The organism is Agrobacterium leguminum, assembly GCF_015704895.1.
Lineage (GTDB): Bacteria > Pseudomonadota > Alphaproteobacteria > Rhizobiales > Rhizobiaceae > Agrobacterium > Agrobacterium leguminum.
Map to the genome: position 1 here is coordinate 1 of NZ_JADQWB010000001.1, position 25,955 is coordinate 25,955.

The 25,955-nt window shown below is 60.2% G+C and carries 25 protein-coding genes; 9 read left to right on the forward strand and 16 right to left on the reverse strand.

All coding sequences use genetic code 11. The features are described 5' to 3' along the window. On the forward strand, positions 1-669 hold a 669-nt coding region (locus I3J13_RS00005), incomplete at its 5' end, for a branched-chain amino acid ABC transporter permease (protein ID WP_196377654.1). Positions 670-780: 111 nt separating this feature from the next. Here the strand turns inward: I3J13_RS00005 and I3J13_RS00010 are convergent. From I3J13_RS00010 to I3J13_RS00030, 5 genes are all read right to left on the reverse strand, one after another. Further along, the gene (locus I3J13_RS00010) at positions 781-1,236 is read right to left on the reverse strand and encodes a molybdenum cofactor biosynthesis protein MoaE (RefSeq protein WP_003520757.1); all 456 of its coding nucleotides are present in this window, start codon (positions 1,234-1,236) and stop codon (positions 781-783) included. Between the two features lie 4 nt (positions 1,237-1,240). After that, complete coding sequence (gene moaD / locus I3J13_RS00015) at positions 1,241-1,495, reverse strand: molybdopterin converting factor subunit 1 (RefSeq protein ID WP_065654069.1); 255 nt, start codon at positions 1,493-1,495, stop codon at positions 1,241-1,243. Next, entirely contained in the window at positions 1,495-2,082 is a 588-nt protein-coding gene (pgsA, locus tag I3J13_RS00020) for a CDP-diacylglycerol--glycerol-3-phosphate 3-phosphatidyltransferase (RefSeq protein ID WP_003520759.1), read from the reverse strand. Before pgsA ends, moaD begins: the two co-directional genes overlap by 1 nt. Before the next feature lie 103 nt (positions 2,083-2,185). Then, a complete protein-coding gene (gene uvrC, locus I3J13_RS00025) occupies positions 2,186-4,237 on the reverse strand; it encodes an excinuclease ABC subunit UvrC (protein ID WP_196377655.1) in 2,052 nt (683 codons plus the stop codon). Continuing rightward, a complete protein-coding gene (locus tag I3J13_RS00030; protein WP_196377656.1) occupies positions 4,234-5,022 on the reverse strand; it encodes an SDR family oxidoreductase in 789 nt (262 codons plus the stop codon). The genes uvrC and I3J13_RS00030 overlap by 4 nt, the downstream gene beginning before the upstream one ends. A 350-nt stretch (positions 5,023-5,372) precedes the next feature. Between I3J13_RS00030 and I3J13_RS00035 the strand changes: the two genes are divergently transcribed. Next, positions 5,373-6,029, forward strand: coding sequence for an outer membrane protein (locus I3J13_RS00035; protein WP_035261664.1), 657 nt, complete (start codon positions 5,373-5,375; stop codon positions 6,027-6,029). Positions 6,030-6,146: 117 nt separating this feature from the next. Here I3J13_RS00035 and I3J13_RS00040 read toward each other — a convergent pair whose 3' ends face one another. Both I3J13_RS00040 and I3J13_RS00045 read right to left on the reverse strand, forming a co-directional pair. After that, complete coding sequence (locus I3J13_RS00040) at positions 6,147-6,743, reverse strand: glutathione S-transferase (RefSeq protein ID WP_059752466.1); 597 nt, start codon at positions 6,741-6,743, stop codon at positions 6,147-6,149. Between the two features lie 112 nt (positions 6,744-6,855). After that, positions 6,856-7,629, reverse strand: a complete 774-nt coding sequence (locus I3J13_RS00045; RefSeq protein WP_196377657.1) for a ribonuclease T2 family protein — start codon at positions 7,627-7,629, stop codon at positions 6,856-6,858. A 207-nt stretch (positions 7,630-7,836) separates the two neighbouring features. Between I3J13_RS00045 and I3J13_RS00050 the strand changes: the two genes are divergently transcribed. Then, a complete protein-coding gene (locus I3J13_RS00050) occupies positions 7,837-8,784 on the forward strand; it encodes a lysylphosphatidylglycerol synthase domain-containing protein (RefSeq protein ID WP_003520764.1) in 948 nt (315 codons plus the stop codon). 4 nt (positions 8,785-8,788) lie between these two features. Here I3J13_RS00050 and I3J13_RS00055 read toward each other — a convergent pair whose 3' ends face one another. Continuing rightward, complete coding sequence (locus I3J13_RS00055) at positions 8,789-9,652, reverse strand: 23S rRNA (adenine(2030)-N(6))-methyltransferase RlmJ (protein WP_137452099.1); 864 nt, start codon at positions 9,650-9,652, stop codon at positions 8,789-8,791. A 41-nt stretch (positions 9,653-9,693) separates the two neighbouring features. Here I3J13_RS00055 and I3J13_RS00060 point away from each other — a divergent pair, with 41 nt between their 5' ends. Both I3J13_RS00060 and I3J13_RS00065 read left to right on the forward strand, forming a co-directional pair. Next, positions 9,694-11,916 (forward strand): molybdopterin-containing oxidoreductase family protein, encoded by a 2,223-nt coding sequence (locus I3J13_RS00060; protein WP_196377658.1) that lies wholly within the window; start codon positions 9,694-9,696, stop codon positions 11,914-11,916. Positions 11,917-11,971: 55 nt separating this feature from the next. After that, positions 11,972-12,595 carry an NUDIX domain-containing protein gene (locus I3J13_RS00065; protein WP_196377659.1) on the forward strand — a complete coding sequence of 208 codons (624 nt, stop codon included), beginning with the start codon at positions 11,972-11,974 and terminating at the stop codon, positions 12,593-12,595. A 277-nt stretch (positions 12,596-12,872) separates the two neighbouring features. Here I3J13_RS00065 and I3J13_RS00070 read toward each other — a convergent pair whose 3' ends face one another. From I3J13_RS00070 to I3J13_RS00085, 4 genes are all read right to left on the reverse strand, one after another. Beyond that, the gene (locus I3J13_RS00070) at positions 12,873-13,808 is read right to left on the reverse strand and encodes an omptin family outer membrane protease (RefSeq protein ID WP_196377660.1); all 936 of its coding nucleotides are present in this window, start codon (positions 13,806-13,808) and stop codon (positions 12,873-12,875) included. Between the two features lie 131 nt (positions 13,809-13,939). After that, positions 13,940-14,614, reverse strand: coding sequence for a phosphoribosylglycinamide formyltransferase (gene purN / locus I3J13_RS00075; protein ID WP_059752483.1), 675 nt, complete (start codon positions 14,612-14,614; stop codon positions 13,940-13,942). After that, positions 14,611-15,684 carry a phosphoribosylformylglycinamidine cyclo-ligase gene (purM, locus tag I3J13_RS00080; protein WP_080852301.1) on the reverse strand — a complete coding sequence of 358 codons (1,074 nt, stop codon included), beginning with the start codon at positions 15,682-15,684 and terminating at the stop codon, positions 14,611-14,613. The genes purN and purM overlap by 4 nt, the downstream gene beginning before the upstream one ends. A 123-nt stretch (positions 15,685-15,807) precedes the next feature. Then, a complete protein-coding gene (locus I3J13_RS00085) occupies positions 15,808-16,602 on the reverse strand; it encodes a class I SAM-dependent DNA methyltransferase (protein ID WP_196377661.1) in 795 nt (264 codons plus the stop codon). 243 nt (positions 16,603-16,845) lie between these two features. Between I3J13_RS00085 and I3J13_RS00090 the strand changes: the two genes are divergently transcribed. Genes I3J13_RS00090 through ppx form a run of 4 tightly spaced genes read left to right on the forward strand, consistent with a single transcriptional unit; the run spans position 16,846 to position 22,554 of the window. Beyond that, positions 16,846-18,003, forward strand: a complete 1,158-nt coding sequence (locus I3J13_RS00090) for an AI-2E family transporter (protein WP_196377662.1) — start codon at positions 16,846-16,848, stop codon at positions 18,001-18,003. Between the two features lie 2 nt (positions 18,004-18,005). Then, positions 18,006-18,734, forward strand: coding sequence for a DnaA regulatory inactivator HdaA (gene hdaA / locus I3J13_RS00095; protein WP_196377663.1), 729 nt, complete (start codon positions 18,006-18,008; stop codon positions 18,732-18,734). Beyond that, positions 18,731-21,034 (forward strand): RNA degradosome polyphosphate kinase, encoded by a 2,304-nt coding sequence (locus tag I3J13_RS00100; RefSeq protein WP_371259433.1) that lies wholly within the window; start codon positions 18,731-18,733, stop codon positions 21,032-21,034. Before hdaA ends, I3J13_RS00100 begins: the two co-directional genes overlap by 4 nt. After that, positions 21,031-22,554, forward strand: coding sequence for an exopolyphosphatase (ppx, locus tag I3J13_RS00105; protein WP_003520777.1), 1,524 nt, complete (start codon positions 21,031-21,033; stop codon positions 22,552-22,554). The genes I3J13_RS00100 and ppx overlap by 4 nt, the downstream gene beginning before the upstream one ends. A gap of 47 nt (positions 22,555-22,601) precedes the next feature. Here ppx and I3J13_RS00110 read toward each other — a convergent pair whose 3' ends face one another. From I3J13_RS00110 to I3J13_RS00125, 4 genes are all read right to left on the reverse strand, one after another. After that, positions 22,602-23,234: a DapH/DapD/GlmU-related protein gene (locus I3J13_RS00110; RefSeq protein WP_196377664.1), complete on the reverse strand. Its 633-nt coding sequence runs from the start codon at positions 23,232-23,234 to the stop codon at positions 22,602-22,604. Positions 23,235-23,389: 155 nt separating this feature from the next. Continuing rightward, the gene (locus I3J13_RS00115; protein WP_196377665.1) at positions 23,390-23,737 is read right to left on the reverse strand and encodes a hypothetical protein; all 348 of its coding nucleotides are present in this window, start codon (positions 23,735-23,737) and stop codon (positions 23,390-23,392) included. A gap of 174 nt (positions 23,738-23,911) precedes the next feature. After that, complete coding sequence (locus I3J13_RS00120; protein ID WP_065654053.1) at positions 23,912-24,259, reverse strand: YunG family protein; 348 nt, start codon at positions 24,257-24,259, stop codon at positions 23,912-23,914. 240 nt (positions 24,260-24,499) lie between these two features. Continuing rightward, entirely contained in the window at positions 24,500-25,858 is a 1,359-nt protein-coding gene (locus I3J13_RS00125) for an esterase-like activity of phytase family protein (protein WP_196377666.1), read from the reverse strand. Positions 25,859-25,955 lie beyond the last annotated feature (97 nt).

A 25,955-nucleotide genomic window follows, 5' to 3' on the forward strand; every position in this document is an offset into this window, starting at 1 on the left:
CTGTTGGGCGGGCTGTGGGCGGCGGGTTTTGTCGGCAGGGCGGTGATGCGGCCGCTGGCGAAAGCCTCTCCCAATGCCGTGACCGTCGCCTCCGTCGGCGTGCTGATCGCGCTGACCGAAAGCGCGAGACTGGCCGCCGACACAAGGCAATTATGGCTGCCGCCGCTTCTATCTCAGCCGGTGCGCTTCTGGGCCGATGGCGGCTTTGCCGTGACCCTGACGCCGATGCAGATGCTGAACACGGCAGCCTTCTGCGTGCTCATTCTCGCAGGGTCGTTTTATCTTGGCCGTTCCGCTTTCGGCAGGCGCTGGAAGGCGGTCTCGGACGATGCTTTCGCCGCCGCTTTATGCGGGGTGAATGCGGGCCGGATATTTCTCGTCTCCTATTGTGCGGCGGGCCTCGTCGCCGCCATCGCCGGCGTGCTGGCCACATTCTATTACGGCACCATGGATTTCGGCGCCGGTCTGGTCTTTGGGCTGAAGGTGGTGCTGATTTCGGCTGCGGGCGGTTATGCCAGCCCGCTCATCTGCGGCCTTGGGGCCGCCGCCGTCGGCTTTGCGGAAACTTTCTGGGTCGGTTACGGCCCTGCCGCCTGGCGCGATGCGGTGGTTCTGGCGATGCTGGTCGGCTGGCTGATTGTCATGCGCAGCAGGGTGGAAGCGCCGTGAGTCTGGCCCCTGGAACGCTTTCGCGTTTCTTCGAATCGCGAAAGCGCTCCAACTCTTTGTTTCGTCGCATTTCCGGACGGAAAACCGGGCTCCACTTTTCCTGGAAATGCTCTATCGCCACTTGTCCTTCGCCGTGTCATCGGTCGTCTTTGCCGCAACCCAGTCGCCCGCCGAGCCATCCTTGCCATGTTCCTTTTTCCAGAACGGGGCGGATGTCTTGAGATAATCCATCACGAAATTGGCACCATCGAAGGCGGCCTGTCGATGCGATGAAGCTGCGATGACGAGGACGATATTTTCGCCGGTGGCGATCTTGCCGTGGCGGTGGATGGCGGTGAGGCCGAGAAGGCCGAAACGCTCCACGGCAAGTTTGGCGATGCGGGTTATTTCCGCCTCCGCCATGCCGGGATAGTGTTCAAGCTCCAGTGCCGCAAGCGTGCCGCCATCATCCCGGCAGAGCCCGGTGAAGGCTACGACCGCGCCGATGCTCCTGTCACCTTCCGTCAGCCGGCGGGTTTCTTCCGCAGCGTCGAAATCCTCTGCCTGCACGCGGACCGTCGGCTGCATCCGCTCATCCCCCCGTCATCGGCGGGAAAATGCCGATCTCGCGCGCGCCGACGATGCTTTCATCATGCTCGACATGTTCCTGATTGACGGCGACGCGGATCACATTGGGGAATTCGAAGGCGGCTTCGTAATTCTCGCCGCGCGTCGCAAGCCAGGCGATCAGCTCGCCGGCGGTGGTGACGGAGGAGGGGATGTCCAGCTCTTCTTCGTCCGTGCCGATCTTCTCGCGAACCCAGGCGAAATAAACGATCCGTGTCATCAGTCTTCGTCCACGATGTGCTTCAGGCCCGCCTTGAAGTAATCATAGCCGGTATACATGGTCAGCGCCGCCGCGATCCACAGCAGGGTAATGCCCATTTCAGTCGTGTAGGGCAGAACCTTGTCGCCCGCAGGACCCGCGAGCAGGAAGGCGATGGCGACCATCTGGATTGTGGTCTTCCATTTGGCGATGCGGGTGACGGGAACGCTGACCTTCAGCGCCGCCAGATATTCGCGCAGGCCCGAGACCAGAATTTCGCGGCAGAGAATGGTGATGGCCGCCCAGAGCGACCAGCCGGCAATAGTGCCATCCGCCGCCATCAGAAGCAGGACAGAGGCGACCAGCAGCTTGTCGGCGATCGGGTCCAGCATGCGGCCGATATTCGACGTCTGGTTCCAGATACGCGCGAGATAACCATCGAGGAAATCGGTCAGCGAGGCGATGATGAACAGCCATAATGCCGTCCAGCGCGCGAAATCCGAGCTTTCCAGTTTCCCTTCGATGTAAAAGCACAAAACGATGACAGGAACCGCGAGGATGCGGCCATAGGTGAGTAGGTTGGGAATGCTGTATGCGCGCGAAGCCATGGGAAACCTGTCAGTCTAAGATTAGCTGCCTTGATGCCGCCGCCAGGGCATAGCGTCAACATGTGATTATGTTTTTTTAGCAGTTCGCCACGACGGCGCGGCATCAATCGCCGCCGCTCTCGTGGAAGTGATTGTAGATTTGCCGCGCAACCGTCTCCGAAATGCCGCTGACAGCCATCAGATCGTTGAGGCCGGCGCGGGAAACCGCCTTGGCCGTGCCGAAATGCTGCAGCAGGGAGCGCTTGCGGCCCGGACCGATTCCCGAGATTTCGTCGAGCGGATTGCGCACCATTTCCTTCTTGCGCCGCGCCCGGTGCGAGCCGATGGCGAAGCGGTGCGCTTCGTCGCGCATGCGCTGAATGAAATAGAGCACGGGATCACGCGGCGGCAGCGAAAAATCGCTGCGCCCATCCGCAAAGAAGCGTTCGCGGCCCGCCTCGCGGTCCACGCCCTTGGCGACGCCGATGGCGGTCACACAGTCGCGAATGCCGAGTTCGTCGAGAATGGCCCGTACCGCCGTCATCTGGCCCTGGCCGCCATCGATCAGGATCACATCGGGCCAGGCGGGGAAGGGCATATCGGCGGCTTCCTCCGGCGTCGGCGTCTGCGTTTGCCCACGGTCGGGCTTTCCCTCTTCCTTCAACAGACGCGAGAAGCGACGGGTCATCACCTCGCGCATCATGCCGAAGTCGTCACCGGGGGTGATGTCGGTCGATTTGATGTTGAACTTGCGGTATTGGTTCTTCACGAAACCTTCCGGCCCCGCCACCACCATGCCGCCCACGGCATTGGTGCCCATGATATGGGAGTTATCGTAAATCTCGATCCGGCGCGGCACATAAGAAAGGCCGAAGGTTTCCGCAAAACCCTTCAGCAGCCGCGCCTGAGACGAGGTTTCCGCCAGCTTGCGGCCATGCGCCTCGCGGGCATTGGCGAGCACATGGTCGGTGATGTCCTTCTTCTCGCCGCGCTGCGGCACGCTGATGGTAACCTTGTGCCCGGCCTTTTCGCCGAGTGCTGCGGCCAGCAGCTCCTGCTCCTCCACCGTTTCGGAAAGCAGGATTTGTTTCGGCACCGGCTTGTCGTCGTAAAACTGCGCAAGGAATGCATTGAGGATTTCCGAGCCGGGCAGGGAAGGGTCGGCCTTGGGGAAATAGGCGCGGTTGCCCCAGTTTTGCCCGGTGCGGAAAAAGAACACCTGAATGCAGGAGATGCCGCCTTCATGGTGGATGGCGAAGACATCCGCCTCCTCGATGCCGGCGGGATTGATGCCCTGATGGCTCTGGACATGCGAAAGCGCGGCCAGCCGGTCGCGATAGACGGCGGCGCGCTCGAAATCGAGGTCCTCGGCCGCCTCGTTCATCTGCCGCGCAATCGCGGTCTTGACGCTCTGGCTCTTGCCGGACAGGAAATCCTTGGCTTCCTTGACGAGTTCTTCATACCCCTGATCGCTGATCTCATGCGTGCAGGGGCCGGAACAGCGCTTGATCTGGTAAAGAAGACAGGGACGCGTGCGGGTTTCGAAGACGCTGTCGGTGCAGGTGCGGATCAAAAAGGCGCGTTGCAGCGAATTGATCGTGCGCCCGACTGCGCCGGCCGACGCAAAGGGGCCGAAATAATCGCCCTTGCGCGCCCGCGCCCCACGGTGTTTGAAAATCGCCGGCGCGCGGTTGTCTGCGGTAATGAGAATATAGGGAAAGGACTTGTCGTCGCGCAAAAGCACATTAAAGCGCGGCCGCAAGCGCTTGATGAGATTCGCTTCCAGCAGAAGTGCTTCGGTCTCCGTGCGGGTGGTGACGAATTCCATATGGGCGGTCAGCCGCACCATCTGGGCAATGCGGTTGGAATGCACGCGGCCCTGCGCGTAATTGCCGACACGCTTCTTCAACGAGCGCGCCTTGCCGACATAAAGAACGTCGTTCGCCTCGTTGAACATGCGATAGACGCCCGGCGCATTCGGCAGGTGTTTGACGAATTCGCCGATCAGATCCATGCCCTTCAGGCCGGATTCGTTCTTCCAGCCCGCATTCCAGTCCATGCCGGCAACGTCGCTCGATGCCTCGGCCGCATCGGTCGCGGCAAGGTTTGCATCGTCGTCTTCGTCGTCGGTTTCATCGAAGAGAATACCGCCATCAGGCAGCTTCTTTCCGTTCATTCATTTATCTCCGCCACGTCAGGGGTTTCCCAGCCAAGATGCTGGCCGCCGTCGAGCGCGATCATTTGTCCGGTGACCGACGGCGTGTCGAAAAGAAAGCGAATCGTCCGCCCGAACTCGTCCGGTGCGGGACCACGCTTTAATATAAGGCCGTCGATCTGCGCCTGAAAGTCCTCGGGCGCCTGTCTTTCGCTTTTGAAGGTGGGACCCGGCCCGATGGCGTTGACCCGCACACGCGGCGCGAAGCTCTGCGCCATCGTCCGCGTGGCCGTCCAGAGCGCCGATTTCGAAAGCGTATAGGAATAAAACCGTGGCGTGAGCGCAAGCACACGCTGGTCGATGATATTGACGATCAGCCCGGATTTATCCGCGGGCAGGTGCTCGACAAAGGCGGCGGCGATGAGGGAGGGCGCCCGCACATGCACGGCGAAATGCGCGTCGAAGATCGCCGGATCGGGCTTGTCCGCCGAGTCGTCGAGAAAAACCGACGCATTGTTGATAACGACGCCGATAGGCCCCAGCGCTGACGCAGCCTGTTCGATGAGCCCCGAAGCAGGGCTGGATTGTGTCAGATCCGCCTGAACGGCAACGGCCCTGCCACCTTTCTGCCTTATTTCGTTAGCGAATTCCTCGGCGCTGGCCATGGATGCATTGGCATGGACGGCGATGGCGAAGCCATGGGCGGCCAGATCGGTGGCGATTGCCCGCCCGAGCCGGCGGGCGGCTCCCGTTATCAAGACTGTCTTTTGTATATTTTCTTTCACGGCTGACCTGCATTTGCTCATATCCGTCCTATTTGCTGGATATAGATGCAAATCGCAAGCTGTCCATCCGCCCCAAAAGAATTGGGCGATTTTTTATTCACAATGCAATTTCGGTTTAATTTGAATATAACTAAGTTTAAAGGCGATCTATTGCTGGTTAGGCTTCTGTTAGGGTTAATAAACCCCTTGTGGCAATTAGGCAACGTCTAATTCTAGTCACGTCGCTGCCCCAAACAATTCACATTTTGGCTCTTTGATCTCCGCATTCTCCTATCAAATTCAGTTTCCAGAGGGGCGATTAACCCGACGAGTTTACACCGCGTCTGAGAACAATAGTTTTGAGTACAGAGCGGTCCTGAAAGGAGAATAGCATGCGTATTTTCGTAGCAACCCTTATGGCTTCGACCATGGCGGCCGCCGGCTTTTCGGCTGCTCACGCCGCTGACGCCGTAAATGAAGTGCCGCAGGCACCGGTGTCCTACGACCAGCCCGCGCCGGTCAAGGATTGGTCCGGTGCGTACCTCGGTGGTACGGTCAACTACGATTGGGGCCGTTTCAGCTCCAGCAACGACGGTCGTGACGCCAAGGGCGCTGGCGGCGGTCTCTACGGCGGTTACAACTGGCAGAACGGCCAGCTGGTTTACGGTGCGGAAGCCGACGTCAACCTCGGTGACGAGCGCGGTTCCGCCGGTACGGTCGCAGGCCGCGCCGTCGAAGGCAAGCAGGGCGTCAACGGCTCGCTGCGTGGCCGCGTCGGTTACGACATGAACCCGTTCCTGCTCTATGGTACGGCCGGTCTTGCTGTTTCCGACAACAAGGTTCGTGACGGCGTCAACAAGGACAGCGCCACGGCTCTCGGTTACACGGTTGGTGCCGGTGTTGAAGCCATGGTTACCGACAACATCACCGCTCGTCTGGAATATCGCTACAGCGACTACCAGAAGAAGGACTACACGCTCGGCAACGACGCCTTCTCGCGTGGTTATGACGACCACTCCGTCAAGGCCGGTATCGGCGTCAAGTTCTGATCCCTCAAGGATCGCTATTGGAAAAGCCGGGGTTTTCGCCCCGGCTTTTTTGTTTTTCGGTCTTATGTGTCGGCATGAATGCCCGGCCTTCCGGCCAGGCGTCCTTCTGCATCCGCTTCAGGCGGCGGCCTTCATTTCCGCATAGGCTTCGAAACGCTTGCCGAAGGTTTCCGGCCAGCCGGCCAGCGCATCGCGCCCTTCGGCCCATTCGCCGGCGAAACGCAGGTCGAGATAACCGATCATCGCGGCAAGGGCGAAATGGCCGCCATGCAGCTTCTTGCCAGTTTTCGGCAGGTTGGTGTTGAGATAATCAAGCCCGCGGACCACCTTGCTCCACTGCTTGTCGATCCATGGCTGGTGGATCTTGTCTTCCGGGCGAAAACGACGCTCGTAAACGATGGCGAGCAGGCAATCCATGATGCCGTCGCACAGCGCTTCGAGAATTTCCACATCCGTGCGCTTGCCGTTCTTTTTCGGGTAGAGCTTGCCGCCCGAAAGACGGTCGAGATAATGCATGATCGCCACGCTGTCATAGACCGAGCCGCCTTCATCCAGAAGCAGGACCGGAATCTTGCCGAGCGGATTGTTGTCCATCAGCGTTGCGGGCTCGGCACTGGTATCGACACGCACGGAGGTAATGTCGATGCCGAGATGGCGCGCGGCCATACGTACCTTGGCGGAGTAGGGGGAGGCGGGCGAGTAGAGCAGTTCCATGGTCGGGTCCTGTGGGTTGTCGTCTGGGGACTGGAATAGTCAATAAAACTGCATAGCGGTTTTATGTCTGGAAAATGTGTAGAAGAGCGCAACAGGCAACATTCGATGCGCTCTAGCGAATGGGGATGATTTCCGTGGCGTTGGCGCGGCAGCCCTTGCGGTCAAGCTCGGGGCAGTCGCGGAATGTCATGTCCCTGTTGAGGCAGATGCGCACTTCCTCTAGGCGCCTGCCGTCGCAGCTGATGGAGATGCCGCGTTTCGACAGGCCGGGATTGGCGTCGGTGAAGGCGGTTTCGATGGCGTCAGCGGAGAGAGTGGCGGCTTCGGCGCCCGAGGCGATCTTTCCCGGCAGCCGGATGGCTTCGAAGGCGGCGCGTGTCGCCGAGAAATAGTCCCTCTGCGACAGGCCGGAGCAGGAGCCGTGCTTGCGCCACTGGTGGCCGATCAGACCCATGGACGGCATGATATCGAACATGGTGCGGCCGATCGCGTCCGGAACACGGTCGGGCTCGCCGCTTTGGCAGAATTCCGGATAGCCGTTTTCGTTCTGCGGCCACAGCCCATGCACCACGAAACCGTAACGCCTGTCGCTGCCGCATTGCTGGCGGTTGCCCGAGCCTTCGGAACTGGCGCAGAACGCCGGTGACCAGGAGAGAGACAGCACGTAAAAATCGAACCCGTTTCCGCGCGGCGCAGGGTTTTTGCCCGTCTCCTGTCGGGAAACGTCGCGCCCTGGGGCGTCCGGCCGGGAATTGCCGGTGGTCTGCGATTGGGATTGCGTCTGCCGGTTGCCGGCGGGGTCGGTCGGTGCCGGATTTTCCCGCGCGAACCACAATGCGCCGAGCGACAGAAGGCCCAGGGCGATGAAACCGGCATAACGCTTCATTCCGTGTACGTTCTCCGGAAAATGGACGACCTCACATCGCCGGCGGGCGACGATCCGGTCTTACATCAACTTGTGAACGGGGCAAACCGCCAATCTTTGATGAAAAGGTTGAAAGCTTTGCCGCATAACGAATAAAGTCGAACGAATCTTCCGCAAAGACGGAACAGGGCTGGGGTGAGGCTGGAGGAAATAGGCGGGCATGACCGCATGAAATTCAAGAAATATATCTGGCCCGTCGTTGGCTTCGCGACGATCGGTTTTTCCGCATGGTTGCTCTTTCACGAACTGCGCGGCCTGTCGCTCGATGATCTCTGGGACAGTCTGAAAGCCATTCGCGTGCGGGACTGGCTGTGTTCGGGCCTTGCAACCCTGCTGGCCTATGCCGCGCTCGCCGGTTACGACCGCATCGCGTTGCAGCATCTTGGCCGCAAAGTGAACTGGTTCTTCATCACGCTTACCTCTTTCACCACCTATGCGCTGTCTCACAATGTCGGGGCCTCGGTATTCTCGGGCGCCGTGGTGCGATATCGGGCCTATACGTCCAAGGGGCTGAGTGTAGCGGAAGTGGGCGTCCTCGTCGGCCTTTGCTCCTTCACCTTCCTCATCGGCACGATCATGCTGATCGGGCTGGTGCTGCTTTACGAGCCTGACATCACCGAACGGTTTACCGGCATTCTGCCCGTCGAAGCCTCCACCACCACAGGCGTGCTGCTGCTCCTTTTCGTCGGCCTTTATATTCTTGGCAGCCTGCTCAGGCTGAAACCCCTGAAAATCGGTTCCTTCGTGCTGCCGTACCCCGCGCCGAAGCTTGTTGCGCAGCAACTCGTCATCGGCCCGATCGAGCTGATCGGCGCGGCGGGCATCATCTATTTCGCGCTGCCGGAAGCCGGAAATCCCGGTTATATGGTCATTCTCGGCATATTTCTGGTTTCCTTCTCGGCGGCGCTCATCTCGCACGCGCCGGGCGGCCTGGGGGTCCTGGAACTGGTCTTCGTCACCGGCCTGCCGGACATGAACCCGGCGGACGTCATCGCGGCGCTTCTGGTCTTCCGGCTGTTCTACCTCATCATTCCCTTCATCATGGCCCTGTTCGTGATCCTGTTCTTCGAACGGTCACAGCTTGCGCAGGCGCAGAGGCGGGAAGGGCTGAGATAGCCGCTCAATTATCTTCCGATTTTTCCTCGCCGCGCAGCCAGAAGGCGCGCTGCGAGGCGAACCTGTCCTGCGCCAGCGTTGTCTTCAGGTAGGGCAGCAGCGTGTGCAACTCGTCCTTCAGCGTATAGGGCGGATTGACGATGATGAGGCCGGAGCCGCTCAGGCCATCCAGCCGGTCGCTTCTGACGGAAAGCTCCGCGCACAGCATTTTCGGAATATCGAAGGATTGCAGCCGCTCGTGGAAGTCCTTGATCGGTGCGCCTTTCTTCAAGGGATACCACAGGCAATAGGTGCCGGTGGAAAAACGCCGATAGGCCTTGTTCAAGCCATCGGCCAGACGCTGATATTCATTCTCAAGCTCGAAAGGCGGATCGACGAGGATGAGGCCGCGCTTTTCCTTCGGCGGCAGATGCGCGCCGAGCGATAGCCAGCCATCCAGCTCGGTGACACGCACCTGGTAGTCCCCCTCGAACAGGCGTGCGAGCGCCCGGCTGTCATCCGGGTGCAGTTCCATGGCCGAAAGCCGGTCCTGCGGGCGAAACAGCATGCGCGCGAGTTTCGGTGAGCCGGGGTAGAATTTCACGCCACCGTCCGGATTGAGTTCCTTCACGGCGTCAAGATAGGGCTCCAGCAGTTCGGCGATGGGGGCGGGCAGATCGGCCTCCATCAGCTTGCCGATACCGGTCTGCCATTCGCCGGTCTTCTGCGCTTCTTCCGAGGTCAGGTCGTAAAGCCCGATGCCGGCATGGGTGTCCAGCACCCGAAAGGCCTTGTCCTTGTTCTGCAGGTAGCGCACGAGGCGGGCGAGAACGGCATGTTTGAGGACATCCGCGAAATTGCCGGCGTGATAGATGTGGCGGTAGTTCATGGATGTGTCTCGCTTGCCGTTTATCCGGATGAATGGTCAGGATGAATATTCTTGATGGACGTCACTTCGGCCTTTTTGCCGCATCGTTGATGCAATATACAAAAGACATGAACGTTGCGACCCCGATTTCCGCTGAAAAAGCCGCCCCGAAGTCCGAAGTCCGTATCGGACACACGGTCTGTCCGCATGACTGTCCGAGCGCCTGCGCGCTTGAGGTCGACATCAATGCCGATGGCCGCATCGGTCGCGTGCGCGGGGCTAACGCCAATACTTACACCGCCGGCGTGATCTGCGCCAAGGTGGCGCGTTACTCCGAGCGCATCTATCATCCCGGCCGTCTTCTGACCCCGAAGCGCCGCAAGGGTGCGAAGGGCGCGGGCGACTGGCAGGAAATCTCCTGGGAAGCGGCTCTGGACGAGGTGGCGGACGCTTTCGTGAAGGCCGAGGCGCAGCATGGTACTGAGGCCATCTGGCCCTATTTCTATGCCGGCACCATGGGGCAGGTGCAGCGGGATTCCATCGAACGCCTGCGCCACGCCAAGAAATATTCCGGCTTTTTCGGTTCGATCTGCACCAACATGGCCTGGACCGGTTATGTGATGGGCACTGGCGCACTGCGTGGCCCGGATCCGCGCGAGATCGCCAAGGCCGATGTCGTCGTCATCTGGGGCACCAATGCGGTCGCCACGCAGGTCAATGTCATGACCCATGCGGTGAAAGCCCGCAAGGAACGCGGCGCGAAGATCGTCGTCGTCGATATTTACGACAATCCGACCATGAAGCAGGCGGATATGCGCCTCGTCGTCCGCCCCGGCACGGATGCCGCGCTTGCCTGCGCCGTCATGCACATCGCCTTCCGCGACGGTTACGCCGACCGTGATTATATGGCGCGCTTCGCCGACGATCCGGCGGGGCTCGAGGCGCATCTGAAGACGAAGACGCCGCAATGGGCATCCGAAATCACCGGCCTTTCGGTCAATGAGATCGAGGATTTCGCAAGGCTGGTCGGCGCCACGAAGAAGACCTTCTTCCGGCTCGGATATGGTTTTGCCCGCCAGCGCAACGGCGCGGTCGCCATGCATGCGGCGCTTTCCATCGCCACGGTTCTCGGTTCCTGGCAATATGAGGGCGGCGGCGCGTTCCATAACAATGGCGACATCTTCCGGCTCAACAAGGCGGAGTTGATGGGCAGTTCTTACGCCGACCCCGAGGTGCGCCAGCTCGACCAGTCGCAGATCGGCCGCGTGCTGACGGGGGACGCGGAAGCGCTGCGCCACGGCGGCCCGGTGACGGCGCTGCTCATCCAGAACACCAATCCCGTCAATGTCGCGCCCGAACAGCGGCTGGTGAAACAGGGCTTCCTGCGCGACGATCTCTTCGTCGCCGTGCATGAGCAGTTCATGACCGAGACGGCCGATGTGGCCGATATCGTGCTGCCCGCCACCATGTTCCTCGAACATGACGACATCTACCGCGCCGGCGGCCAGAACCACATTCTGCTTGGGCCCAAACTGGTGGAGCCGCCGGAAACGGTGCGCACCAATCTCTTCGTCATCGAGGAACTGGCAAAACGCCTCGGCGTCGACCATATGCCGGGCTTCGGCCTTTCGGCCCGCGATCATGTCGACCGTATGCTCAAAGTCAGCGGCTGGGGCGATTTCGACGCGCTGGCTGAAGAGAAGTGGATCGATGCGCAGCCGTCTTTCGAGGTGGCGCATTATCTCGAAGGATTCGGTTACGGCGATGGCAAATTCCGTTTCAGTCCCGAATGGGCGACTGGACCGTCTCCGAACAAGCCGCCGAAAAATATCGGTGTGATGGGGCCTGTTGCGCAATTTCCGAAATTCCCGGATCAGGTCGACGTTATCGAGACCGTGGACAGTGACCATCCCTTCCGGCTGGCGACATCGCCGGCGCGCAATTTCCTGAACTCCACCTTCGCGGAAACGAAGACCTCCGTGCAGAAGGAAGGCCGCCCGGAACTGATGATCTGTCCCGAGGATGCGAGCGGCAACGGCATCGCCGATGGCGACATCGTCCGTATCGGCAATGCGCGCGGCGAAGTGCGCCTCCATGCGAAAATCGTGGAGGGTGCAAGACCGGGTGTGTTGATCGCCGAAGGGCTGTGGCCAAACAGGGCGCATCTGGATGGCGAAGGTATCAATGTGCTGACCGGCGCCGATGCCGTCGCCCCCTATGGCGGTGCGGCTTTTCACGACAACAAGGTATGGCTCCGCCGCGATGACGGGACCCGCGAGGCTTGATATTGCGCCGCAACACGGGCAGGCTGAAATCCCACGACAGGCAAGGACATATCCGGTGACACAGACGCAGGCGAAAAGCATTCCGGCCGACACGGATGCGGGCAGAATCCGGCTGGTGGAAAAAGAAACCGTCTGGAAGGGCTTCGTGCATATGCAGAAGCTCGTTTTCGACCAGCGCATGCCGGATGGCAAAACCATCCGCATCGTCCGGGAAGTTCACGACCATGGCAGCGCCGCCGCCATTCTCCTTTATGATCCGAAGCGCGACAGCGTGGTGATGGTGCGACAGTTCCGCCCCGCCGCCTTCGTGAACGGCGATCAAAGCTTCATGATCGAGGTGCCGGCGGGGCTTCTCGACGACGACGACGCGGCCGTCGCCATCCGCCGTGAGGCGATGGAAGAATCAGGCTACGCGGTCGAAAAGGTCGACTATCTGTTCGATATGTATGCCAGCCCCGGCACGCTGACGGAAAAGGTCAGCCTCTTCGTCGCCCGCATCGATCTTGACGTGCAGGCCGGCAGCGGCGGCGGACTGGAGGACGAAGGCGAGGATCTGGAGGTTCTGACCTACCGGCTGGATGAAGCCTTCGCGATGATCGCATCGGGTGAAATCACCGATTCCAAGACGATCATTCTGCTGCAATGGGCGATGTTAAATCGCGCCGGACTCGGAAAGTGACGGTCAAGGCCTTCGTAATGGACGCGGTTACTTGCGCCCTACATTTTTCCATTTAGTGACCTGATCCGCGGTTGCTTGTTTTCGTTGTGCCCGCTCTCTCCTTATCTTGGCGATGAGACTTCGCCGGGCTTGGGAATCAATTGTCTTCACAACACGCACGGCGACCTCCTTTCCAAGTATGATAAAATTGCAGCTCAGCCTCGCCTATATTTTTACGAGAATAGGAGAGGGAACTGGCTTGGTCACTGGGCTTATTACCACGAATGGCATTGCCGAATCAAAACCTGCCTCTCACACCCATCCCCACGAAAATCGACTGCAAATCGCCGCCGCCGGCATTCTTTTCCGATGACAGGTTTCCGGCGCCTGCGCCGCTGTAGTGGGTGTCTCCGCGCCCGAGGCTGGTATAGTCATATGCGCCGTCGAGATAGATCGAGGCATTCTCGGTCAGGTCATAGGCGACGCCAGCCTTCACCCCGAACATGCCGGCGACGTCGAATTTGTCGGTGAAGCGCATGTCGCGCAGCCAGTGGTCGTCGGTCGCCTTGCCGTAGACCATGGCGCCGCCTTCGAGGCCCAGATTGAGCGACCAGTTGCCGAACTTCTGGCCGCCCGTCAGGTTGCCGTAGAAGACCGGGATTTGCTGGCGATAGGTGATCCCCTTGAGGCCATCCTTGAATTTGCCGGAGAAATCGCGGGGGGAGAAAACGCTGTAAACGGCGTTGCCGCCATAAGCCGACCATTGAACATCCGTATAACGAAAACCGACGCCGGCGCTGAGATATTGCTGCGGATCGTCCAGCAACATGCGATTGAGTTCGAGGCTTCCCGAAAAATAATGGTCGAGCCGCGTGTCGTCATGCTGGGAACGGTGGCTCCAATTGTCCTTGGAGCTATCTCTGGAGAAAGGCCAAACCCAGTCATAGTCGGTCATGTAGCCGTCGCCCTCGAAACCGACGCGGCCTTCCGCCTTCACGCGCCAGCCGGGCGCAAGTTCGAGCCCGAGCGAGCCACGCAATGCCACGGCGTTTTTGGTTTCCCATTCGAGTTCGCTCAGCTTGCGACCATCGATATGGACGGTTTCCGTCGCGCGGAGATTGAGAACGCCGGCATCCACTGAGGCTGTAATGCCGTTTTGCTCAGCCGCGACGGGCAGGCTGACGCCCGCCATCAGGACAACAGAAAGCGGCAGGGAAAATCTCGAAAATGGCATAATCGCTCCTGAATGACCGGAGGGCCCGAAATAAGGGCCGTTGCGGGCATTAAAGATGATTATGGTAAACGATCGGTTTATTTTCCCGAAAATACCATTATGGGTGTTTTTGTACTTTAGTTATAGCTTTATCAGGAGGCGGATATGAGGTTGGAATACTCGGCTTTACTTTCACCATCCGTGGAGACCGCCTTGCCGTCTTCCATTCGAACCTTGCCTTCGGCAAGCCGCTTCAGGGTGAGCGGGTAGAGCTGGTGCTCGACTGTCAGTATTCGCGCCGCCAGCGTGTCGGCCGTATCGCCGGAAACGACCGGCACCGCACCCTGCGCGATGGTCGGGCCTTCATCCATGCCTTCGGTGACGAAATGCACGGTGCAGCCGGAAATCTTCATGCCGCTGTCGATGGCGCGCTGATGGGTGTGCAGGCCGGGGAAAAGCGGCAGCAGGGAAGGGTGGATATTGATGATGCGCCCTTCATAGGGAGCAATGAAATCCCCCGATATCAGCCGCATGTAACCGGCGAGACAAATGATATCGGGTGCAATTTCACCAAGTGCGGCCAGAATGGCGCCCTCATGCTCTGCCTTGCTGGCATAGGTCTTGCGCTCGAACACCAGCGTGGGAATGCCCATGCCCCGTGCCTTTTCCAGCCCGCCCGCAGACGCCTTGTCCGAGATGACGCAGACTATTTCCGCCGGAAAATCCGCCGCCTGACAGGCCTTGGCCAGCGACACCATGTTGGAGCCGCTGCCGGAAATGAAAACGACGACGCGTTTGCGGCCGGACGGGAAGGCGGCGCTCATCATAGGCCGAGAGCGCCCTTGTAGATGGTGCCATGCGCGCCTTCTTCGCGGGCGACCATGCGGCCGAGCGGGAAGACGGTCTCGCCTTCGGCGGTCAGAACCTCGGTGACCTTTTCGGCATTTTCAGCCGAAACGACGACGATCATGCCGACGCCGCAATTGAAGGTGCGCAGCATTTCCTTCGCTTCGACGCCGCCGGTTTTCGCCAGCCACGAGAAGACGGCGGGAACCTCGATCGCGTCGAGATCGATTTCGGCGGCGAGATGCTTTGGCAGAACACGCGGAATATTCTCCGGGAAACCGCCGCCGGTAATATGCGCCAGCGCCTTCAGCGCGCCGGTCTCGCGGATCGCCTTCAAAAGCGGCTTCACATAGATGCGGGTCGGCGTCAGCAGCGCTTCGCCGAGCTTCTTGCCGTCCGCGAAGGGGGCAGGGGCGTTCCAGTCGAGGCCGGAGATCGACACGATCTTGCGCACCAGCGAAAAGCCGTTGGAGTGAACGCCGGAAGAGGAGAGGCCGAGAATGACGTCGCCTTCGGAAATGTCGCCGGCCGGCAGAAGCTGGCCGCGTTCGGCCGCACCCACGGCAAAGCCCGCGAGATCGTAATCGCCATCGGAATACATGCCGGGCATTTCAGCGGTTTCGCCGCCGATCAGCGCACAGCCGGATTCGCGGCAGCCGGCGGCGATGCCGGAAACGATGGCCGCACCCTGGTCTGGGTCCAGCTTGCCGGTGGCGAAATAATCGAGGAAGAACAGCGGTTCTGCGCCCTGCACGACGAGATCGTTGACGCACATGGCGACGAGATCGATGCCGACGGTGTCGTGATAGTCAGCATCGATGGCGATCTTCAGCTTGGTGCCGACGCCGTCATTGGCGGCCACCAGAACCGGATCGGTGAAGCCCGCGGCTTTCAGATCGAACAGGCCGCCGAAGCCGCCGATTTCGCCGTCCGCACCGGGACGCCGCGTCGAACGCACCGCCGGTTTGATCTTTTCGACCATCAGGTTGCCGGCGTCGATATCCACACCTGCATCACTATAGGTAAGACCGTTCTTCCCCGACTGGCTCATGGCTCTCGTCTCCGCTGGTTCCTTTGGCGTCGCCATTCGCACGGGACGGGGCCTGATGCAAGGGTTTGAGTGGCAAAAGCTCCGGTTTTTAACGGCTTTGGCGGGGCTAGCCGGATTGGGTGCTCACCATGGCTGCGGCGCGGCGCGACAGACGAGATTGAGCAGGCCGTCATTGGACGTATCGGAATTTTCCTCTATCGGCCGTCCGTTCTCGCCATAACGTGCGGCGATCTCAAAGCCCGCCGCTTCCAGCTGGCGGGTCTGGGCGGCAAGGTCGATGAAATAAAACAGGCCGCTCCAGCGATGCGCCTGATCCGCGAGAATGGCATATTCCGGTGTCCGCCGTGTCGAAGGTTGCAGGCGCAGATAGTTGATCCAGCTTTGCGGATGCAGCGAATTCACCACCTCGCGCGGGTGCCAGGAGCGGCGGTGCAGCGGCATGCCTCCGGCCCGCTTCCATTGGCGATTGTGAAACGAAAAGATGAAATATCCGCCGGGCGCGAGAATGCTTCGCACGGCATGGATGATAGCAAGCCGGTCCTCATGGTCGAAGGCGCTTAGAATCGCGAGCGCGCCGAGCACGCAATCGAAACGTTCCGCGCCGAACTGGCCGATCGCCCGCACATCCATGTCGAGAAACGTGGCGGTGGGAAAATTGCGCCGCGCCAGCGCAAGCATCGGCTGCGAGCGGTCAATGCCGATATAGTCTCCCACCAGCGGTAGAAGCGGCTTCGTCGTTCGGCCGGTGCCGACGCCGAGGTCAAGCAGCCGCTTGCCCGCATAGGCATGGCGGAACTGATCGAGAATGATGCGTTCGGTCGGGTAAAGCTGCTGGTTGTCATACCATTCGGCAACTTCGGGATTATCGAAGAGACCGGCATTATATTCCGCGATGCCATTTTCACTGGTGCTCTGCATCGTGCCCCCCGGCCGCCGGACATGAAGGAGCGCCGCTGGCCCGCCCGGCAATATTTGATAGTTGTCTAATATTTGCCGTCGGTCAACCTGCCGTTGCGAGGGGTTGGCCTGAAATGAGGGGTTTTACCGCTGCGCGGGCAGTCTCCTTCTGCCTGCGCGCGAAAGCGCCGGTCTTGACCATGTGCATATGCGCATCCTATCTCCATCATGGGCGGTGACGGTGCGGCGATAAAGGATGAACGGATGCAACCCCATGTAAGCGGTACGAGCCTGCGCCGGCAGGTGTTTTTCTGGATCGGCGTGCTTGCCGTCTTTGTCCTTTTCCTGATGGTCTTCAGCTCCATTCTCCTGCCGTTCGTGGCGGGCATGGCGCTTGCCTATTTTCTCGACCCGGTGGCCGACTGGCTGGAACGGCGCGGCCTCAGCCGGTTGATGGCCACCGTCGTCATTCTCGTCTCCTTCGTGCTGCTCTTCGCGCTGTCGCTCATCATCATCATTCCGCTGATCGCCGCCCAGGCCTCGGAATTCATCACGCGCATCCCGCAATATATCTCGTCATTGCAGCAGCTGATTGCCGGCGCCGACACCAATCTCCTGCCGGATTGGGTGAGCAGCCAGATCGACGCCGTGAAGGAGAATTTTTCGAAGCTTTTGACCGAAGGCGCGGGTTTCATCGGCACGCTGCTGACGCAGATATGGAATTCCGGCAAATCGCTGGTCGATGTCATGTCGCTGCTGGTCGTCACGCCCGTCGTCGCCTTCTATCTGCTGCTCGACTGGGACCGGATGATCGACAAGGTCGATAGCTGGATACCGCGCGATTATGTCCATACCGTCCGCCAGATCGCCCGCGACATGGATAAGACCATTGCCGGTTTCGTGCGCGGGCAGGGGTCGCTCTGCATCATTCTCGGCGTTTATTACGCCGTCGGCCTGTCGCTGGTGGGTTTGAATTTCGGCCTGCTGATCGGCCTTTTCTCAGGCCTCATCAGCTTCATTCCCTATATCGGCTCCATGGTCGGCCTCATCCTTGCCGTCGGCGTCGCCATCGTGCAGTTCTGGCCGGATTACATCTATGTGTTTCTGACGCTCGTCGTGTTCTTCTCCGGCCAGTTCATCGAAGGCAACATCCTGCAGCCGAAGCTCGTCGGCAAAAGCGTCGGCCTGCATCCGGTCTGGCTGATGTTCGCCCTTTTCGCCTTCGGTGCGCTTTTCGGTTTCGTCGGGCTTCTCGTCGCGGTGCCGGCGGCGGCGGCGGTCGGCGTGCTTGTCCGCTTCGCCTTGTCGCGGTATCTTGAAAGCGATCTTTACCACGGGCATGCCGCCAACCTTCCCTGGGACACAAATTCTGCCCTGGAAGAAGGGGAAACGTCCTCCGGCAAGGTTGACTCTCAGAGCTGACGATGACTGACCAAATCAAAACCGACAACGCCCGGTCGAAGGCCGAGCAGCTGCCGCTCGCATTCTCACACCAGTCCGCTTCCGGCAGGGATGATCTCCTCGTCTCCGCCTCGCTTGCGGCTGCCGTCAGCCTCATCGATGAATGGCCGAACTGGCGCTCGCCCGTCGTCGTGCTGGCCGGGCCGCCGGGTTCGGGAAAATCGCATCTCGCCAATATCTGGAAAAATATCAGCGATGCGCGCGACATTCACCCCGAGACAGGCTCCGATGCCGCGCGTGCTGCCGAAACGGGACCGGTTCTTTTCGAGGACGCCGACCGGCGCGGTTTTAACGAAACCGAACTCTTCCATGTCATCAACAGCGTACGCCAGCACGGCACCACGCTTTTGATGACGAGCCGGCAATGGCCGGCCGCATGGCCGGTGACGCTGCCCGACCTGCGCTCGCGCCTCAAAGCCGTAACGGTGGTGGAAACCGGCGAGCCGGACGAGGGGCTGTTGGCGCAGGTGCTGGTGAAACTCTTCGCCGACCGGCAGCTTTACATGGATGACAAACTCATAGGTTACATCGTCAATAGAATGGAGCGTTCGCTCGATACGGCGCAGACGATCGTGGACCGGATCGACCGGCTGGCGCTTTCGCGTGGAACGAGAATTACACGGCCGCTGGTGGCGGAGGTCCTCAATGCGATGGACAACGCAGCAGCGGGCAGCGGACTGGACGTCGATTGACTGTCACAGTTCCGTCGTCAAACTGTTATACGGGCAAGAAGGACGATCGCGCGATGCAGCAGGATCACGGGACGGAAATCGGTCAGGGGATGGAACAGGGAATGGACGCTATCGCGCAGGAAGACTTCAACAAGGTTCAGCCGGTGACCGAAGGCGAGAGCCTGTGGGACAGCCCGGCGCGTTTCATCAACCGCGAATTCTCCTGGCTCCAGTTCAACCGCCGCGTTCTCGAAGAAACGCTGAACACGGATCATCCGCTGCTGGAGCGGCTGCGCTTCCTCTCCATCTCGGCCGCCAACCTCGATGAATTCTTCATGGTCCGCGTTGCCGGCCTCGAAGGGCAGGTGCGCCAGAAGATCACCGTCAAGACGCCGGACGGCAAGACGCCGGCCGAGCAGCTCGAAGATATTCTGAAGGAAATCGACAATCTGCAGATGGAGCAGCAGGCCTCGCTTGCCGTTCTGCAGCAATATCTCGCCAAGGAAGAAATCTTCATCGTGCGGCCGGCAGCACTTTCGGATGCGGATCGCACCTGGCTCGGCACCGAATTCGAGGAACGCATTTTCCCGGTGCTGACGCCGCTGTCCATCGACCCGGCGCATCCGTTCCCCTTCATTCCGAACCTCGGTTTCTCGATGGGTCTGCAGCTCGACAGCGTCAACGGCCGCGAGCCGATGACGGCGCTGTTGCGCCTGCCGCCGGCGCTCGACCGTTTCGTGCGCCTGCCGGATGACAAGAACGCCATCCGTTACATCACGCTGGAAGATGTGGTCGGCCTGTTCATTCACCGGCTTTATCCCGGCTATAGCGTCAAGGGATTCGGCACGTTCCGCATCATCCGCGACAGCGATATCGAAGTCGAAGAAGAGGCGGAAGATCTGGTCCGTTTCTTCGAAAGCGCGCTGAAACGCCGCCGCCGCGGTTCCGTTATCCGCATCGAGACCGACAGCGAAATGCCGCAGTCGCTGCGCCAGTTCGTGGTGCACGAGCTTGGCGTGCCGGATAATCGCGTCGCCGTTCTGCCCGGCCTTCTCGCGCTCAACACCATCTCGGAAATCGTCCGCGCGCCGCGCGACGACCTGAAATTCGAACCATACAACGCCCGTTTCCCCGAGCGCGTGCGCGAACATGCCGGCGATTGCCTCGCCGCCATCCGCGAAAAGGACATGGTGGTTCACCACCCCTATGAAAGCTTCGACGTGGTCGTGCAGTTCCTGCTGCAGGCCGCGCGCGATCCCGAAGTGCTCGCCATCAAACAGACGCTTTACCGCACCTCCAATGACAGCCCGATCGTTCGCGCGCTGATCGATGCGGCGGAAGCCGGCAAATCCGTTACCGCGCTGGTCGAACTTAAAGCGCGTTTCGATGAAGAGGCGAATATCCGTTGGGCGCGCGACCTGGAGCGGGCCGGTGTGCAAGTCGTCTTCGGCTTCATCGAACTCAAGACCCACGCCAAGATGTCGATGGTGGTGCGCCGCGAGGACGGCAAGCTCAGAACCTATTGCCACCTCGGCACCGGCAACTATCACCCGATCACCGCCAAGATCTATACCGACCTGTCCTTCTTCACCTGCAACCCGAAGATCGCCCATGACATGGCGAATATCTTCAACTTCATCACGGGTTACGGCGAGCCGGAAGAGGGCATGAAGCTCGCCATTTCGCCCTATACGCTGCGCGCACGCATCGTAAAGCACATCAATGAAGAGATCGAGCACGCCAAGCGCGGTGCGCCGGCGGCGATCTGGATGAAGATGAATTCGCTGGTCGACCCTGAAATCATCGATTCTCTTTACCGCGCAAGTGCTGCGGGCGTGGAGGTCGATCTCGTCGTACGCGGCATCTGCTGCCTGCGCCCGCAGGTGCCGGGCCTGTCCGACAATATCCGCGTCAAATCCATCGTCGGCCGCTTCCTCGAACACAGCCGCATCTTCTGCTTCGGTAACGGTTTCGGCCTGCCGTCGGACAAGGCGCTGGTCTATATCGGTTCGGCCGACATGATGCCGCGCAACCTTGATCGGCGCGTGGAAACGCTAGTTCCGCTCACCAATCCCACCGTGCATGAGCAGGTTCTTTCACAGATTATGCTGGGCAATCTCATTGACAACCAGCAGAGCTACGAGATACTTGCGGACGGAACGTCGAGGCGCATCGAGGTGCGTAAAGGCGAAGAACCGTTCAACGCGCAGCACTATTTCATGACCAATCCCAGCCTTTCCGGACGTGGTGAAGCCTTGAAATCCAGTGCGCCCAAATTGATTGCCGGGTTGATTTCGTCCCGCAAGAAACAGGCTGAATGACTCGATCAGAAGCACAGGGGCGGCTGACCGGCCTTGCCCCCGTTTCCGTCATAGATATTGGTTCGAACTCCGTTCGTCTCGTCGTATATGAAGGTCTTTCCCGCGCGCCTGCGGTGCTGTTCAATGAAAAGGTCCTGTGCGGCCTTGGCAAGGGACTGGCGCTGACGGGCCGCATGCATGAGGAAGGCGTCAGCCGGGCGCTGATGGCGCTTCGGCGTTTTCATGTCCTTTCCGAGCAGGCGCAGGCGCAGAAGCTCTATGTGCTGGCGACGGCTGCGGCGCGTGAGGCGGAAAACGGCCCGGATTTCATCCGCGAGGCCGAAGCCATTCTCGGCTGCGAGATCGAGGTACTGTCAGGCGAAAAGGAAGCGCTTTATTCCGCCTATGGCGTGATCAGCGGTTTCCATGATCCAGATGGCATCGCCGGTGACCTCGGCGGCGGTTCGCTCGAACTCATCGACATCAAGGGCAAGAGCTGCGGCGAGGGCATCACCCTGCCGCTTGGCGGCCTGCGGCTGTCGGAGCAGTCGGACGGCTCGCTGGAAAAAGCGGCGACGATTGCCAGAAAACACGTCAAATCCTTCGCCAAGCTTCTGGCGGCGGGTGAAGGGCGCACCTTTTACGCGGTGGGCGGCACCTGGCGAAACATCGCCAAGCTGCATATGGAGATATCGGGCTATCCGCTGCATATGATGCAGGGCTACGAATTGCCGCTGGAGGAAATGCTGAATTTTCTCGAGGAGGTCATCGTCTCCCGGGATAGCAAGGATCCAGCCTGGCAGGCGGTCTCCAAGAACCGCCGCTCGCTTCTGCCCTTCGGCGCCATCGCCATGCGCGAAGTTCTGAAAATGATGAAGCCGGCCAGGATCGCCTTCTCGGCGCAGGGCGTGCGCGAAGGTTATCTCTATTCGCTGTTGACGGAAGAAGAGCGGGATTCCGATCCGCTGCTGGTTGCCGCCGATGAACTTGCCATTCTGCGCGCCCGCTCGCCGGAACATGCGCGCGAACTGGCGGACTGGAGCGGCCGCACCTTCCCGGTCTTCGGCGTTGACGAGACCGAAGAGGAGAGCCGTTACCGGCAGGCGGCCTGCCTTCTCGCCGATATCAGCTGGCGCGCCCATCCCGACTATCGCGGATTGCAGGCGCTCAACATCATCGCCCACTCTTCTTTCGTGGCGATCACCCATCCCGGCCGCGCCTATATTGCGCTCGCCAATTATTATCGCTTCGAAGGTCTGAACGACAACGGCACCACGCAGCCGCTCGCCGCCATGGCGGGCGACCGGTTGCAGGAGCTCGGTAAATTGCTCGGCGGCCTGCTGCGCGTCGTCTATCTCTTCTCGGCCTCGATGCCGGGTGTCGTCGACCACCTCAAATTCCGTAAATCCGGCAATCCCGATCTCGATCTGGAATTTGTCGTGCCGCATGATTATTGCGATTTCGCCGGCGAGCGACTGGACGGGCGTTTGCAGCAACTGGCGAAGCTGACGGGCAAGCGGCTGGCGTTCGTGTTCGAATAACGAACGGCGATGTTTCCGTTTTGTGGCAGGAACGGTTCTTGCGTCCGCTAGGACCAGCGCTCGCAAAAGGCTTCTATGTCGCTCGACTGAAAGTCGGAAAGCCGCGCCATGATCGTTTCGAATGGCCAGTCCCACCATGCGATTGATGCAAGCTTTTCCGCGAGGGTCCGCGAAAATCGTTCGCGAATGATCTTTGCGGGAACGCCGCCGACGATGGTGTAGGGCGGCACATCTTTGGTGACGACCGCGCCGGCGGCGAGCACTGCCCCGTCTCCAACCGTGACACCCGGCAAGACGATAACCCCGTGACCGATCCAGACATCGTGACCGATGACGGCGCGGTCCTCCCTGCGCCGGTCGAAAAAGGCGTCATCGCGCACGGCATCCGCAGAATAATATTCAGGGCAATAGCTGAAACGGTGCATGGATGGCCGGTCCATCGGATGGTTCGGAGCGCCTATCCTGACCTCTGCGGCGATGGCGCAGAACTTTCCAATCGTTGCATCGCCCACCATGCAACGGGGTCCAAGATAGGAGTAATTGCCGAGGTCGGCATTGTGCAGGGAGGTGTCAGCCAGGATCTCGCAGCATTCGCCGATACTGGAATCTCTTATGCTCGCCGTCGCATGGATGACGGTCTCTGCGATTTTCGGGCGCTTGATCTGTGCGGTCGAATCCATTCCAGCCTCCGGATTTGCGCCTGCTTAACCGGCGATGATGAAGGTGCTGTGACGTGGAATGGCCAAAGGAGCCCGGCCGGGCCGGGCCTCCTTTCTAAAACGCAGATCGCGCGCGATGCCGCGTGACGCGAAATCCTGTCTTCATGCGGAATGTATCACTTGCCGGGGACATCCGCCGCGGCAGGCGTTTTCTTCCAGTAGTGGTCGGATATGTTTTGCGCGTTCCGAATGATGTGGCCGGCAATTTCGGGGTCTCCGCCCTCGAAGGTTTTCGGGTCGGCTCCGCATAACATCAGGAAGAGCTGCTGATGGGCGACAGCGGCAAAATAGTCGTGGGGCGGCGGCTGCATGTCTGAATCGACGGCCCGGAATGCCTCAGTGACCTCTTTGCTGGCACGTTCGAGCGCTGCGTTAATGGTGGCCATCATCGCTGCTTCCGTGCGTTCCAATATGGCCTGTACCTGCCGTTCCGCCGGTGTCAGGACCGGGCAACTCTCACTCATCGAATATCTCTCCTGTCGGTACAACCATTTCACCGGGCGATATTATCGCAAGGATTGTGTCCGCTTTGCGGGAAAGATTGAAATCGTGGTCCTGAAACGCAACACCCTGGCTGGCCACCGTGCCGTGATGCGTGGATCGAAACGGCAATGGGCTGGCACTGCTTTGCAAATGGCTCAGCCGTGCCCGAGCGCCTTGCGGATGCAGGCGCTGAGATAGGCATATTGCAGCGGCGTTATCGTCGCCATGGCTTCGGTGCGGCTGGCAAGCCTGTCCTGATAGCCGACCGGAATATCGAACTGGCTGAAGGTGAAATCCCAGCGGGTGCCTTCGACGATATTGTAAAAATGGTCGGCACCGCTGACAGCGGTTTTGGCAAGCTCTCCACCGAAAATATCCTGCACCACCAGCGCGGTGACACTGCCTTGCCCCTTGGCGGGGTTTTCGCGCGACCAGAGGCCGCTCGTCTCCCCCGACCAGCTTTTCTTCAGGGCGTAATAAAGTCTTTCTGCATGGTCCTGCATGAAACGTCTTCTTTTCCGCAAGCATGTTTCGGTTAAAGCATTTCCAGCGAAAGTGCGCTCGGTTTTGCGTCCGGAAATGCGTAAAAACAAAGAGTTAGAGCAATGGAGGTGAACCGGCACCCACCGGAATTGCTCTAGCTCCGGAAAATCGGAACGGAGCGCCATGCAGACATTTGTGTCTGCCGGGCGCTCCGTCCGGATCATTCGCGGCCGTCAAAGCAAGTGACAGCAGCCGTGGTCTTACTTCGCCTCGAGCAGGTCCTTGACGTCCAGCAGAACGAATTCGTTGTCATCAGCCTTGTCCAGTGCACGGCCGGCCGAGAAGGGCAGGTTGTTGTCGTTGCCGACGACAATATGGGTGGCATCGACGCGGTCGACATTCTCGATGGTGACGAAAGGCATGTCGTAGTAGCCGTCGCCGCCGCCCTGACGCTTCTTGTTATCCGGGTCGGCAATCTTCATCAGGTCGATATAGCCGATCTTGCGGGCGGCCTTGCCGACATTGGCGTCGTTGAATTCGATCTTGTAGATGCGCTTCAGCTTGGCAGGGCGGGCGAAGCAATCCGCAGCCGGAGCCTTGGGGTCGGCGCAGGCCTTGTCGGCCGTGCCGGCGCCGTTGTCGCGCTCGATGACGAGGGCGGTGGTGTCATCCAGCATGTTGAAGTCGCCGATTGCCTCGCCGCCTTCCGCCAGCGGATAAAGCCAGCTGCGGCCGGTCCACGCCTTCTTGGCGGTGTCGAGTTCGATGATGCGCAGCGCGGTCGCGCCGTCTTCGGTTTTTTCCACCTGGCCGTCGGCCATGTAGAGCGGGCCTTCCAGCAGGCCGTAGAGCTTCGAGCCGTCCTTGGAGAGCGCCATGCCCTCATAACCGCCTGACCGTTTCAGGTTGAAAGCGGGCATTTTCTGCGTGGGATTGCCGGGCAGGGCAAGAGCCGGATGGTCGGGAGATTTCACTTCGATGTCGCCGGCCTTGGTCGAGATCACGTCGGTCAGCTTGCCGTCGCGGGTGAATTTCAGGATGTAGGGGCCGAATTCCTCGCCGACCCAGAAACCGTCAGCGACAGGCTGAATGGATTCGACGTCGAAATCCGCGCCCGTCAGGTAACGCTTGCTCGAGCCTTCCAGAACGATGGGGAAGGGCGCCTTCATGTCGGGATCGGAGAGGAACACGGTTTCAAGCGCATTGACCTTGCCGGCGTCCCAGTCGAACTTCAGATGGTGAAGCATCAGCATGGCGTCGCTGGAATTGAGCTTGGAACCGAAACCGTTGTCGGAAAGGCTCCAGAAGCTGCCGTCCGGCATCGCCCTGATGCCGGAAAAACCCTGCATCGGCTGGCCGTTGAACGGCATGGAAAGGCCGGTCAGGCGCACGCCGTCCTTGCCGGGCACGGTGCCGAGGCCCTCGGCGCGCTTGCGGTCGGCCGTGGTGAATTTGGCGGAGGTCTTGAGGTGCTCCGGCGCATCGGCAGGTGCGGCGATCATGGTGTTGGCAGGCAGAATGGCGTGCGAAACGAGCTTTGCCGGAAATTCCTTTTCCGACGCATGCGCCGCAGTGGCGAGCGCGAGAACCGCGAAAGGTGCGAAAAGAATGTGCTTCATGATGGAGACCCCTCTCAATACCTGTTGAAGACAGGATTGACGCGATAGGGTGGTCGCATGACAGGCAGGTGATTGCCGTTTGAAGCTTTGATGAATT

Coding starts and splice junctions, on each gene's coding strand:
- ppx (WP_003520777.1), top strand. CDS start 21,031: ATGACTCGATCAGAAGCACAGGGGCGGCTGACCGGCCTTGCCCCCGTT.
- hdaA (WP_196377663.1), top strand. CDS start 18,006: ATGACTGACCAAATCAAAACCGACAACGCCCGGTCGAAGGCCGAGCAG.
- I3J13_RS00115 (WP_196377665.1), bottom strand. CDS start 23,737: ATGAGTGAGAGTTGCCCGGTCCTGACACCGGCGGAACGGCAGGTACAG.
- I3J13_RS00085 (WP_196377661.1), bottom strand. CDS start 16,602: ATGCAGAGCACCAGTGAAAATGGCATCGCGGAATATAATGCCGGTCTC.
- I3J13_RS00040 (WP_059752466.1), bottom strand. CDS start 6,743: ATGGAACTGCTCTACTCGCCCGCCTCCCCCTACTCCGCCAAGGTACGT.
- I3J13_RS00070 (WP_196377660.1), bottom strand. CDS start 13,808: ATGCCATTTTCGAGATTTTCCCTGCCGCTTTCTGTTGTCCTGATGGCG.
- I3J13_RS00090 (WP_196377662.1), top strand. CDS start 16,846: ATGCAACCCCATGTAAGCGGTACGAGCCTGCGCCGGCAGGTGTTTTTC.
- uvrC (WP_196377655.1), bottom strand. CDS start 4,237: ATGAACGGAAAGAAGCTGCCTGATGGCGGTATTCTCTTCGATGAAACC.
- pgsA (WP_003520759.1), bottom strand. CDS start 2,082: ATGGCTTCGCGCGCATACAGCATTCCCAACCTACTCACCTATGGCCGC.
- I3J13_RS00110 (WP_196377664.1), bottom strand. CDS start 23,234: ATGGATTCGACCGCACAGATCAAGCGCCCGAAAATCGCAGAGACCGTC.
- I3J13_RS00060 (WP_196377658.1), top strand. CDS start 9,694: ATGAATATTCTTGATGGACGTCACTTCGGCCTTTTTGCCGCATCGTTG.
- purN (WP_059752483.1), bottom strand. CDS start 14,614: ATGATGAGCGCCGCCTTCCCGTCCGGCCGCAAACGCGTCGTCGTTTTC.
- I3J13_RS00055 (WP_137452099.1), bottom strand. CDS start 9,652: ATGAACTACCGCCACATCTATCACGCCGGCAATTTCGCGGATGTCCTC.
- moaD (WP_065654069.1), bottom strand. CDS start 1,495: ATGACACGGATCGTTTATTTCGCCTGGGTTCGCGAGAAGATCGGCACG.
- I3J13_RS00050 (WP_003520764.1), top strand. CDS start 7,837: ATGAAATTCAAGAAATATATCTGGCCCGTCGTTGGCTTCGCGACGATC.
- I3J13_RS00030 (WP_196377656.1), bottom strand. CDS start 5,022: ATGAGCAAATGCAGGTCAGCCGTGAAAGAAAATATACAAAAGACAGTC.
- I3J13_RS00010 (WP_003520757.1), bottom strand. CDS start 1,236: ATGCAGCCGACGGTCCGCGTGCAGGCAGAGGATTTCGACGCTGCGGAA.
- purM (WP_080852301.1), bottom strand. CDS start 15,684: ATGAGCCAGTCGGGGAAGAACGGTCTTACCTATAGTGATGCAGGTGTG.
- I3J13_RS00045 (WP_196377657.1), bottom strand. CDS start 7,629: ATGAAGCGTTATGCCGGTTTCATCGCCCTGGGCCTTCTGTCGCTCGGC.
- I3J13_RS00125 (WP_196377666.1), bottom strand. CDS start 25,858: ATGAAGCACATTCTTTTCGCACCTTTCGCGGTTCTCGCGCTCGCCACT.
- I3J13_RS00120 (WP_065654053.1), bottom strand. CDS start 24,259: ATGCAGGACCATGCAGAAAGACTTTATTACGCCCTGAAGAAAAGCTGG.
- I3J13_RS00035 (WP_035261664.1), top strand. CDS start 5,373: ATGCGTATTTTCGTAGCAACCCTTATGGCTTCGACCATGGCGGCCGCC.